Source organism: Sporomusaceae bacterium (genome assembly GCA_031460455.1).
Classification (GTDB): domain Bacteria; phylum Bacillota; class Negativicutes; order Sporomusales; family UBA7701; genus Anaeroselena.
On the sequence record JAVKTQ010000013.1, the window covers coordinates 76,731 to 88,674 of the forward strand.

Below are 11,944 nucleotides of genomic sequence, written 5' to 3' on the forward strand. Positions count from 1 at the left end.
GGTTTACTTACGATACCCAAGCTGCCGCGAAATATCGAGCGCCGCTTCCTTTACATGGGGTATCAGTTCATGGATCTTGTTGTAAGTCATGCGTATCGACGGGCCGGTAGCGCTTATTGCGGCAATAACCTTACCAACATGATTGAATATAGGTGCTCCCACGCATCGTACGCCCCTATTGTATTCCTCTTCGTCGATCGAGAAGCCCTGTTCTTTTATGGTATGCAATTGTAAGCGCAACGCCCCGGTCTCCGTGACGGTTGTTTCAGTGTGGCGCACAATCGTTGCGAGAAATTTCGGGTTTTCGAAAAGGGCGTCCAACTCATCTTTGGGCATTCCGGCCAACATCACTTTCCCCATACTTGTGCAAAACGCCGGCAGCCGCTCCCCTATTCTGACCCCCATTCGCAACGGCTCGTTACTATCAATACGGTCGATATATAAAATATTAAACTCATCCAATATGGCTAGGCTAACATTTTCCCCCGAAAGCTTGGCCAGCGTATTCAGAAACGGCGCCGCCTCTTTCCGCAAGTCAAGCCGCGCTACCGCCGTATCGCCGAATATGGACAGACGCACACCCAGCCGATACTTGCCGGAAGCAGCCTGATCAATGAACCCGTTCATTTTCATCGTTTGCAGCAGCCGGTAGGTGGTGCTCTTACCTAGGTCCAACTCCGCGCTTAATTCAGACACCCCAAGTTCCGGTTCCCTGAGAAGAGCCTCCATAATAGAAATGGCCCTGGCCACAGATTGAATCGGCCCTTCCGCTTTATCCATTTCACAACCCCCACGCTTGCCCTATTTGCGAGATATGGTATTGCACTATTTGAAAAGGTGTTCCGAAATATTTATTCAACAAACCTTTTTTTTTTCCTGCTTGCCTTTTTATATCCTTATATAAAATGCCTCCCCAAAAGCAACCGCACCCCCGCCGTCGAAGAAGGACGGATCTGCGCCCTCAACTGGCGAAAAGGCCGATAAGGTCGATAAGGTTCGAAGCCTTGTAAGGTGTAAGTTGGGATCACGCTGTCTGATTGCTCGTCAGGATGCTATAATTATTACAGTGACAGAAGCACTACGGGCCAGGGGCGGGGAGGAACTATGGGCAAAATCGTTTTTATCGCTCCATACGAGGAAATCTTCGTTAACGGCAAGCGGGTCATCGCTGAGCTCGGTATGGCCGACAAGGTGGAATGCCACCTGGGGTGGCTGAAGCAAGGGGTGGAGATCGCCCGGCGAGCCGAGGCCGGCGGGGCGGATGTGATCGTCGCCCGCGGCGGGACGGCCGAGCTGATCGAAAACTCCGGCATCCAGGTGCCGGTCATCGAAATACCGATAACCTTTCAGGATCTGGCTGAGAGCCTGCTGAAGGCAAAGCAGGTTACGGGCCTGGCCAATCCCCGGATTGCCGTGCTGGCGTTCAAGAATATGATCCGCAGTATCGAGGTTTTCGCGCGGGTTATGGACATCAACCTATTGATATACCCGATGAGCGCCGCGGAAGATATCGAGGTGACCGTAGAGCGGGCTCTACAGGAGAAAGTCGACGTGCTGCTCGGCGGCATCCATACTACGGCGCTGGCGGCAGACAGGGGGGCGAAGACGCTGTTGCTCGCCTCCGGCGAGGACTCGTACCGGTCGGCTATCCTCCAGGCGGAGAAGGTGTCGTACGCGCGGACGCTGGAAAAAGAACGGATGGAAAAGTTCCGGGGGCTTGTCGACTATTCGGTGCAGGGCATCGTGGGCATAGACAGCGGCCGGAAGATCACTGTTTTCAACAAGGCCGCCGAAAGGCTTCTCAACAAGCGGTCCCAACAGGCGGTGGGGGAGCCGGTGGAGGTTGTTCTGCCCGGACTGCCTGTCGCCGCCTGCATGAAGGAAGCGAGGATGGCGCTCGGCGAGCTGATGACGATTTGCGGCAAGCGCCTTATGGCCAATATAACCCCCATCGAGGCCGGTCAGACGGTTACCGGGGCGATGATAACCTTCGAGGATGTCGGCCAGATCGTGGAGATGGAGGCGGCCATCCGCAATGAGATGTACAGCAAGGGTCTTACCGCCCAGTACCGTTTCGAGGACATCCGCGGCGAATCGCCGCAGATCGTGGAGGCCAAACGCGTCGCGCGCGACTATGCCGGCATCGACTCGACGGTGCTGATCATAGGCGCTTCCGGTACCGGCAAGGAGTTGTTCGCCCAGAGCATCCACAACGCCAGCGGGCGCAGCAAGCGGCCGTTCGTGGTCGTGAATTGCGGGGCCATCCCTGCCAGCCTGCTGGAGAGCGAATTGTTCGGCTACGCGGAGGGAGCGTTCACCGGCGCCACCAAGAAGGGCAAGCCGGGCCTGTTCGAGCTGGCTCACGGCGGGACGATTTTTCTCGACGAGATCGGCGAGATGGATAAGATGGCCCAGACCAGCCTGCTGAGGGTCATCCAGGAGCGGCGGGTGATGCGCCTTGGCGGCAACCGCTACCTGCCGGTCGATGTGCGGATAATAACGGCGACCCACAGGAATCTGGCCCGGCTTATTGAGGAAGGGAAGTTTCGCGAGGATTTGTATTACCGCATCAATGTGCTGCCGCTGGCGCTCCCGACCGTGCAGGAGCGACCCGGCGACGCGATGCTGATCGCCGGGGAGTTCCTGGCGAAATACAACGCCCAGTTCGGCCGGCAGACGGAGCTGGACGAGTCGGCAAAAGCGGCGATCAACGCTTACGGCTGGCCGGGCAATATCCGCCAACTGAGGAATTTCACCGAGCGGCTGGTGGTCACGGCCAAGGACAGGGTGATTACCGGCGAGACGGTGGCGCGGATGCTCGGCACGCTTGAGCCGGCATCGGTCAGGCTGCCTGTCGCGCAGGACGGGGACGATTCCGAACGGGCGCGGCTTATCCGCGTTTTGGAGGAAGCCGGCTATAACCAGAAAGAGGCGGCCAGGCGCCTGGGGATCGACCGCAGCACGCTATACCGCCGGCTGAAGGCGATGAATATCGAGGTCGGCAAAAATCTGCAGCCTGCGCTGCGATAGTTGCCTGGTTTGAAAAGTTTGCAATGCATCTTGCAAACTTTTTTCGTGTGTGGGGAGAACGAGGGTCCTGTTCCTGGCACGGTATTTGCACTTGTTATTGTGTGAAGATGCTTTGAAGGGTGGCTGGTGCAGGTGGATGTAGTCGGCGAGTTGCTTAAAGAAGTGCCTCTGCCGCGGATGGTCAAGGTGCGGCAGTCGTTTGCCGCCGCGCCGGCGGTGGATGTCGCGGCCGTGCTCAGGAGGGAGCTGGCGAAGCCGGGCATCGCCGGGGCGGTCAGGCCGGGCATGAGGATCGCTCTGGCGGTGGGCAGCCGGGGCGTGGACGGGATCGCGACGCTTGTCCGGGAGACGGCGGCAACCCTGAAAGAATTGGGCGCGCTGCCGTTCGTGGTGCCGGCGATGGGCAGCCACGGGGGGGCGACGGCCGCCGGACAGGAGGCGGTGCTGGCTTCGTTGGGCGTCACCGCCGAGAGCGCCGGCTGCCCGGTCTGTTCATGCATGGACACCATAGCGGTGGGGCGGCTGGACAACGGCCTGCCGGTGCTGATCGACAGGCTGGCGCACGAAGCGGACGGGATCGTGGTCATAAACAGGGTAAAGCCCCACAACGCCTTTCGCGGGCCGAGCGAGAGCGGCCTGGTCAAGATGCTGGCCATCGGCCTCGGCAAGCAGCAGGGGGCGGATTCGTGTCATGCTTACGGTTTCGGACGCATGGCGGAGTTTATCGTGGCGATGGCGGCGATCAAGCTGGCCGCCTGCCGGGTGCTGTTCGGGGTCGCGACGGTGGAGAACGCCTACGACAGGGCGGTGTTGGTCGAGGCGGTGCCGGCGGCGGAATTGATCGCCGCCGATCAGCGACTGCTGACCGCCGCCAAGGCCAATATGCCGCGGATAATGTTCGACCCGATCGACGTGCTGATCGTCGACCGGATCGGCAAAGAGTATTCCGGCGGCGGAATGGACGGCAACATAACCGGCCGCCACCCGACGCCGTTCATTTCCGGCGGACCGCGGACAAGCCGGATCGCGGTGCTCGACGTGACCGACAAAAGCCGCGGCAATGCCGCCGGCGTCGGCATGGCGGATGTGACCACCCGGCGGCTGGTGGACAAAATTGATTATGCCGCCCTGTATACCAACGCCCTGACGTCGACGGTGCTGGAGACCGCCCGCATCCCCCTGGTGGCGGAAACCGAACGGGACGCCGTGCGGGCCGCGCTGAAGACTTGCGGGGCGGGGGACCTGTCCGCGGTGCGGGTGGTGAGGATAAAGAATTCCCTCCACCTCGACGAAATCTATATATCCGCGGCGCTGGTGCCTGAGGCCGAAGCGAATCCCGCCGTTGACCTGCTCGGCGCCCCGCGGGAGATGGCGTTCGATTCCGCCGGCAATATAGCCGACCCATGGTGAGAATGCGCATCACGTGTTGCGATAGTTGCAACACGTGATGGAGAACGCAACATATGGTGCAGCGGTTTGCGGTAAAAAGGCTGAAGATTCGCGGTATTGGCAATTGGCACGCTAATTGCAGTTTAGAAAAAGCATGGCCGGCGGAGGCGGCAGCCCGGCAGCGCCGGCGGAAACGGAGGGACTGAAGTTGAGCAAACAGGCTTTCAAGGCGCGGGGGATAATCCCGGCGGTTATTACCCCGCTTACTCCCGAAGGCAAGTTTAACGAAAAAGCGATGCGCAAGCTTATCAATTACCTTATAGGCGGCGGCGTCCACGGCCTGTTCGTCGTGGGCACGACAGGCGAATTCTACGGTCTTACCCCGGAGGAGAAGCGGGAAATATTCGCCGTGACGGTGGACGAGACCAAAGGCCGGGTGCCGGTTTATGCCGGGACGAACGGCATTACGACCCGCGAGAGCGTAATGCTGACCCAGTTGGCGGAGGAGTGCAAGGTCGACGCGGTGTCGGTGCTGACGCCGATGTTCCTGGCCCCCAGCCAGGAGCAACTTATCGAGCACTATAAGACGATCGCGGCCGCCACCTCCCTGCCGGTGGTGCTTTACAACAATCCTCCCAAGACGGGCGTCAACCTGGCCGCGGCAACGGTAGCAAAACTGGCCGAGGTGCCTAATATCGTCAGTATCAAGGATTCGAGCGGCGATCTGACGCTGACGGCCGAGTACATCCGCCTGACGCGCGGCCGGGAAGATTTCTCGGTAATGATGGGGCGGGACACGCTTATCTACGGGGCACTCTGCTATGGCGCCGTCGGCTCGATAGCCTCGTGCGCCAACGTCGCTCCCCGGCTGTGCGCCGACATCTACGAGAAGTACATGGCCGGCGACCTGATGGGGTCGCTTGATGCCCAGTTTACGCTCGCGCCGCTTAGGATCGCGTTCACGCTGGGCACTTTCCCGGCGGTTATCAAGGAATCGCTTACCCTGCTCGGCATCGAAGCCGGCCCGTGCATGGCGCCGGCGGGACCGATGACGGCCGAGGAGCGCGAGAAGCTCCGCCAGGTGCTGACGGGGATGGGACTGCTGAAATAACAAGGAGTGTGTGTAATGAAAATAGGATTTATCGGCCTCGGCATAATGGGCAAGCCGATGAGCAAGAATCTGCTGAAAGCGGGTTATCAGCTTGTCGTCTGCGATGTGGTCAAAGCGGCGGTCGACGAGGTGGTCGCGGCCGGGGCCACGGCGGCGGCGACGCCGAAGGCGGTGGCCGAGCAGGCGGATATCATCGTGACGATGCTGCCCAATTCCCCCCACGTCAATCAGGTTGTGCTGGGCGAGAACGGCGTTATCGAAGGCGCAAAGCCGGGCGCGGTTGTCGTGGATATGAGCTCGATCGCGCCGTTGGTGGCCAGAAAGATAGCTGCCAAGCTGGCGGAAAAGGGAGTCGAGATGCTGGACGCGCCGGTAAGCGGCGGCGAACCAAAAGCCATTGACGGAACGCTGTCGGTGATGGCCGGCGGCAAGAAAGAAGTTTTCGACCGCTGCTATCCGGTGATGAAAGCGATGGCCGGCTCGGTCGTCCTCACCGGCGACGTCGGCGCCGGCAACGTGACCAAGCTCGCCAACCAGATCATCGTTGCCCTCAATATCGCCGCCATGTCCGAAGCGCTCGTCCTGGCCACCAAGGCCGGGGTGGAGCCTGAACTGGTTTACCAGGCGATCCGCGGCGGGCTGGCCGGCAGCACCGTGCTCGACGCCAAAGCGCCGCTGGTGATGGACCGTAAGTTCAACCCCGGTTTCCGCATCAACCTCCACATAAAAGACTTGGGCAATGTGCTGGAGACTTCCCATGAGGTGGGCGTGCCGCTGCCGCTGACCGCGGCGGTGATGGAGATGATGCAGGCCCTCAAGGTTGACGGCATGGGCGACCTTGACCACGGCAGCCTGGTGAGGTATTACGAAAAGCTGGCCGGCGTCGAGGTCCGGCGGTAGCCAATCTTGCAGAAGGCGGAAGGATTATGACCAGACAAGAACGTAACGCCGCGGTGTTTTTTGTCATACTCGGCGTGGCGGTGGTGGGCCACGCGCTCGCGAAACTGGAGCTCGGCACCCTGAAGGAACCAGGTCCTGCGTTTTTCCCGGTGATTTGCGGGGTCGGCATCGTCGCCCTGGCCGGGTACTGGCTCGTCACCAGTCTGAAGTCGGTCAAGCCCTGGGCGCCGCTGTGGGCGAAGGGCGAGCTTGCGGCGCCGGTGACGGCCACCGTGCTGATTGTCGCTTACTCGGCGGCGATGGAGCCGCTGGGCTATCTGCTGTCGACCGTCATCTTCCTCGTCGCCTGGCAGCAGGCAATCGAGCGCGAGAAGTGGCTGAAGACCGGCGTCATCGCAGTCTGCGGCACGGCGGTCATGTATCTGCTGTTCATGTACCTGCTGGGCGTACCGCTTCCCGAAGGCATGTTCGTCGAATAAAGGTGGTTTGAGATATGGACATTTTTCAGGGCTTGCTGGGCGGCTTCTCCATTGCTTTAAGCGGCACGAATATGCTGTTCTGTTTCCTTGGAGCGCTACTGGGAACGGCGGTCGGGGTTTTGCCGGGGCTAGGGCCGGCGGCGACCATTTCCCTGCTGCTGCCGGTGGTGTATTCGATGTCTTCGCCGGCCACGTCGATCATTTTCCTGGCGGGGATATTCTACGGGGCGATGTACGGCGGGTCGACGACATCGATTCTTCTCAGGATTCCCGGCGAGGCCGCGTCGGTCGTCACTTGCATCGACGGCTTCCAGATGGCCAAGAAGGGCCGGGCGGGGGCGGCGCTCGCCATCGCCGCGATCGGCTCGTTCGTCGCCGGCACGGTGGGAGTCATCGGCCTGACGTTCGTGGCGCCGCCGCTGGCGGAGTTCGCGCTGCGGTTCGGAGCGCCGGAATACTTCGCGCTGATGCTGATAGGGCTGCTGCTGGCGGTGTTCCTCTCCGGCGATTCGCCGCTCAAGGGACTGATCATGCTGTTTCTCGGCATCCTGCTATCCAACGTGGGCATCGACCCGATCTCCGGCAAAGAGAGGTTCACCTTCGGCATCGTGTCGCTGCAGAACGGGTTCGAGTTCGTGACCCTGGCCATGGGCCTGTTCGGCCTGAGCGAAGTTTTTCTGACGCTTGAGTCGAAGGGCGCGGCCGAGTTCGTGACCGCCACAATCGGCAGGATTATGCCGACCGCCAGGGACTGGGCCGAAAGCAGATGGGCAATCCTCCGCGGCTCGTTCATCGGGTTTTTCACCGGGGTCATACCCGGCGGCGGCGCCGTCGTGGCGTCGCTGACCTCGTACGCGCTGGAAAAGAAGTTCGCCAAGCACCCGGAAGAATTCGGCCAGGGGGCGATTGCCGGCGTGGCTGGCCCCGAATCGGCCAACAACGCCGCGTCGAGCGCATCCTTCATCCCCCTGCTGACGCTGGGCATCCCCGCCAACGCCTCGATTGCGATGATATTCGCCGCCCTGCTCGTCCAGGGGGTGACGCCGGGGCCGTTCCTCATCCAGGAGCACCCCGACCTTTTCTGGGGGGTCATCGCCTCGATGTACCTGGGCAACGTCATCCTGCTGGTGCTCAATCTGCCCTTGGTCGGGCTGTGGGTACAGCTGCTGAAGGTGCCGTTCGGCATCCTCGGGCCGCTGATCGTCATGTTCACAGTTGTCGGCTGCTACAGCCTGGCGAACGATATGTTCAACGTTTATGTATTCATCGCTTTTGGCGTAATCGGTTATATCCTCAGAAAGCTGCGTTTCGACCCCGGACCGCTGATCATGGCCTTCGTGCTGGCGCCGCTGATCGAGAATTCGCTCAGGCAGTCGCTGCTGCTGTCTGCCGGGAGTATGGCGATCTTCGTGACCAGGCCGATTTCCGGCACGCTGATGGCGCTGTTCGCGGCGATTGTAGCGGCCCAGGCGTATAAGGCCGTCAGGAAGCGTAAAGACGTCAAGTGCGCGGATAACGGCGAATAGCCGAAAAGTATAAATCATTTAAAGGAGGAGAAAAGATGTTTGGGAAGGGCAAGGGGAAGATTCTGTTGAGTGTCGCGCTGGTTATGGTTATGGTGGCCGCCCTCGCCGGCTGCGGCGCCAAGGCGCCGGACAAGGCGAAGCAGGGGGCTGCGTTCAAGCCTGACAAGCCGGTGACGATGGTTGTGCCGATGGCGGCCGGCGGGTCGACCGACATGCTGGCCCGCGCCGTGGAAAAAGTTTGGTCGAAGTATTGCCCGCAGCCTCTGCAGATCGTGAATAAGCCGGGCGGCGGCGGCATCGAAGGCTCGACCTTCGTGGCCCGCGCCAAGCCGGACGGCTATACCCTGCTGATGGGCGTCGGCTCCGGACATGACCTCGTAATGCCCCACATCCAGAAGGTCGAATACGATCCGTTCAAAGACCTGACATTCATTTCGCGATTGTCGATCCACTCGGTCGTCGTCCTGGTCCCCGAGAATTCGCCGCACAAGTCGATGAAGGACGTTATCGAATGGGCCAAAAAAGAGAACAAACCGGTGACCGCGTCCGTGTCTGTTAAAGCCGGCGCCGTCGATATGGTCATGAGAGGCATCGGCAAGTCGGCCGGCATCGAAGTGACGCCAATCCCGCACGCCGGCGGCTCGCAGTCGATCACTACGCTTGTCGGCGGACAGACGATCATGGGCGGCGGCCACCCGGCCGAAGTCATCGGCCAGCTCAAGGCCAACAGGGTCCGTCCCATCGGTATCGCCACCCCGGACCGCGACCCGTCGCTGCCGAACGTCCCGACCCTCAAGGAGCAGGGAATCAACTTCTACACCTGGGGTTCGGTCAAGGGCGTGGGCGCCCCCAAAGGCACCTCCAAGGAGATCGTCGATTACTACGCCGACGTGCTCAAGAAGATTTCCGAGGACCCCGACTTCAAGAAAGCGATGGGCGACATGCTGCAGCCCATCCAGTACATGGGTCCGGAAGAATTCGCCAAGTTCATGCGCCAGGCCAGCGACGATTATGCCAAGCTGGTGAAGGAACTGGGCCTGGATAAAAAATAAGCCCGCGGGAGTAGGAGAAGGACAATGAACGAAGTAATGACCGCGGCGGGACGCTCGGATGCGCCGGTTGTCACGGGGATGCAGGTCATCCCCGTGGCGGGGCGCGACTGCATGCTGCTCAATCTCAGCGGCGCGCACGGCCCTTTCTTTACACGCAACATTGTAATAATCAAAGATAGCGCGGGGCATACCGGAATCGGCGAAGTTCCCGGCGGCGGGAAGATCCGCCAGACGCTCGAAGACGCCAGGGACCTGATCGTGGGTCAGACCATCGGCAAATACAACAACATCCTGAACTCGATCCGGGACCGGTTCGCCGACCGTGACGCGGGCGGCCGCGGCCTGCAGACCTTCGACCTGCGCACGACAATCCACGCCGTAACAGCCGTCGAAGCGGCCCTGCTGGACCTCCTGGGGCAATACCTCGGCGTGCCGGTGGCCGCGCTGCTGGGCACCGGGCAGCAGCGCAGCGAGGTGGAGATGCTCGGCTATCTCTTCTATGTCGGCGACCGCCGCCGGACCGATCTGCCGTATGCGAGCGATCCGGACGCCAAGGATAGCTGGCTGCGGCTGCGCGACGAGGAAGCGCTGACTCCCGGGGCGGTCGTGAGGCTGGCCGAAGCCGCGTATGAACGCTACGGCTTCAACGATTTCAAGCTCAAGGGCGGCGTGCTGGCAGGCGAAGAGGAGATCGCGGCGGTGACGGCGCTGGCCAGGCGTTTCCCCGCGGCGCGCATCACCATCGACCCCAACGGGGCGTGGGCGCTGGACGAGGCTATCAGCCTGTGCCGCGGCAAGCATGACGTGCTGGCGTACGCCGAGGACCCCTGCGGGGCGGAGAACGGCTTCTCCGGCCGCGAGGTGATGGCTGAGTTCCGCCGGGCGACCGGTCTGCCGACTGCCACGAACATGATCGCGACCGACTGGCGCCAGCTGGGGCATTCCATCCAGCTTCACTCTGTGGATATTCCCCTGGCCGACCCGCACTTCTGGACGATGCAGGGCTCGGTGCGCGTGGCGCAGTTATGCCGCGAGTGGGGCCTGACCTGGGGCTCGCACTCCAACAACCACTTCGACATATCGCTGGCGATGTTCACCCACGTCGGCGCGGCGGCGCCGGGGAAGATCACCGCCCTCGACACTCACTGGATATGGCAGGAGGGACGGGAACGCCTTACCAAAGAGCCGCTGAAGATCGTCGGCGGCAAGGTGGCCGTGCCCGAGCGCCCCGGCCTGGGGGTGGAGATCGACCTGGACCAGGTGGAAAAGGCGCATCAGCTGTATATGAAGATGGGGCTGGGGGCGCGCGACGACGCGATGGCCATGCAATATCTCATCCCGGACTGGAAGTTCGACAACAAGCGGCCTTGCTTGGTTCGCTGACAACCGCGAAGCCTCTTATCGACCCGATAAGAGGCTTCGCTCTACCGGCCGCGCATATCCGCGGCAGCGGAAAGGAAGATAGACGAATGTACAAGGTGGTTATGACTCGCGCGCTGCTGCCGGAGGCTCAGCGGATACTGCTGGAGCGCTGCGACGCGCGGGTGTGGGACAAGGAAGAAGTAATGCCGCGCGATGTGTTGGCCGAATGGCTGGCAGACGCCGACGGGCTTGTGGCGGCGCCCAACATCCAGATTGACGGCGAACTCCTCGCCCAGGCCCCCAAGCTCAGGGTGATAGCCCAGACGGCGGTGGGCTGCAACAATATCGATGTTGCGGCCTGCACGCGGCGCGGCATACCGGTCGGCTATACCCCGGGTGTGCTGGTGGACGCGACGGCCGACCTGACCTTCGGCCTGCTGCTGTGCGCCGCCCGCCGCATCCACGAGGGTTGGGATTACGTGCGCCAGGGCAAGTGGCGGGCCAACAAGGGCATGGGCCTGGGCGTCGACCTCGCCGGCAAGACGCTGGGCATCGCGGGCATGGGTAGGATTGGCGCCGCGGTGGCCAAACGGGCGGCGGCGTTCGGGATGCGGGTGATCTATCACAACCGCACCCGGCGGGCGGACGACGGAGATGTCGGAGCGCGCTACGCGGCCTTGGACGAGCTTTTGCGGGCGGCCGATTTCGTGGTGGTGCTGCTGCCGCTGTCGGCGGCGACGCGGGGGGCTTTCGGCGCGGAACAGTTCGCGCTGATGAAGCCGACGGCGTATTTCGTCAACGCGTCGCGGGGCGCGGTGGTCGATACCGAAGCGCTCGCCGAAGCTCTTGCGACAGGGCGGATTGCCTATGCCGCCCTCGATGTGACCGACCCCGAGCCTATCCCGGCCGATCACCCGCTGCTCATGCTGCCTAATGTGCTGGTCACGCCGCATATCGGCAGCGCGACGGCGGAGACGCGGACGGCGATGGCGATGCTGACCGCCGACAATATGCTGGCTGGGCTGGCGGGCAAACCGCTGCCGGCCTGTGTGAACGAATCTGTCAATTATAAAGGGTAAGCTGTTCAAGGGGGTG

The 11,944-nt window shown here is 61.9% G+C and carries 10 protein-coding genes; 9 read left to right on the top strand and 1 reads right to left on the bottom strand.

Annotated elements, in window-relative coordinates; all coding sequences use genetic code 11:
• Nucleotides 1-3: 3 nt before the first annotated feature.
• Nucleotides 4-780 carry an IclR family transcriptional regulator gene (locus RIN56_16340; GenBank protein ID MDR7868369.1) on the bottom strand — a complete coding sequence of 259 codons (777 nt, stop codon included), beginning with the start codon at nt 778-780 and terminating at the stop codon, nt 4-6.
• A gap of 324 nt (nt 781-1,104) precedes the next feature.
• On the opposite strand from RIN56_16340, the gene RIN56_16345 reads away from it, so the two are divergent.
• The 9 genes from RIN56_16345 (at nt 1,105) to RIN56_16385 (ending at nt 11,928) form a co-directional block, all read left to right on the top strand.
• Nucleotides 1,105-3,030, top strand: coding sequence for a sigma 54-interacting transcriptional regulator (locus RIN56_16345; protein MDR7868370.1), 1,926 nt, complete (start codon nt 1,105-1,107; stop codon nt 3,028-3,030).
• Nucleotides 3,031-3,162: 132 nt separating this feature from the next.
• On the top strand, nt 3,163-4,440 hold the full coding sequence (locus RIN56_16350; protein MDR7868371.1) for a lactate racemase domain-containing protein: 1,278 nt from the start codon (nt 3,163-3,165) through the stop codon (nt 4,438-4,440).
• A 181-nt stretch (nt 4,441-4,621) separates the two neighbouring features.
• A complete protein-coding gene (gene dapA, locus RIN56_16355) occupies nt 4,622-5,530 on the top strand; it encodes a 4-hydroxy-tetrahydrodipicolinate synthase (GenBank protein MDR7868372.1) in 909 nt (302 codons plus the stop codon).
• 15 nt (nt 5,531-5,545) lie between these two features.
• Nucleotides 5,546-6,430, top strand: a complete 885-nt coding sequence (gene garR / locus RIN56_16360) for a 2-hydroxy-3-oxopropionate reductase (protein MDR7868373.1) — start codon at nt 5,546-5,548, stop codon at nt 6,428-6,430.
• A gap of 26 nt (nt 6,431-6,456) precedes the next feature.
• Nucleotides 6,457-6,909: a tripartite tricarboxylate transporter TctB family protein gene (locus tag RIN56_16365; GenBank protein ID MDR7868374.1), complete on the top strand. Its 453-nt coding sequence runs from the start codon at nt 6,457-6,459 to the stop codon at nt 6,907-6,909.
• A 14-nt stretch (nt 6,910-6,923) separates the two neighbouring features.
• A complete protein-coding gene (locus RIN56_16370; protein ID MDR7868375.1) occupies nt 6,924-8,435 on the top strand; it encodes a tripartite tricarboxylate transporter permease in 1,512 nt (503 codons plus the stop codon).
• Between the two features lie 35 nt (nt 8,436-8,470).
• Nucleotides 8,471-9,487 (top strand): tripartite tricarboxylate transporter substrate binding protein, encoded by a 1,017-nt coding sequence (locus RIN56_16375; protein MDR7868376.1) that lies wholly within the window; start codon nt 8,471-8,473, stop codon nt 9,485-9,487.
• A gap of 24 nt (nt 9,488-9,511) precedes the next feature.
• Complete coding sequence (gene gudD / locus RIN56_16380; protein MDR7868377.1) at nt 9,512-10,870, top strand: glucarate dehydratase; 1,359 nt, start codon at nt 9,512-9,514, stop codon at nt 10,868-10,870.
• A gap of 86 nt (nt 10,871-10,956) precedes the next feature.
• Nucleotides 10,957-11,928 carry a D-glycerate dehydrogenase gene (locus RIN56_16385; GenBank protein MDR7868378.1) on the top strand — a complete coding sequence of 324 codons (972 nt, stop codon included), beginning with the start codon at nt 10,957-10,959 and terminating at the stop codon, nt 11,926-11,928.
• Nucleotides 11,929-11,944: the final 16 nt, after the last annotated feature.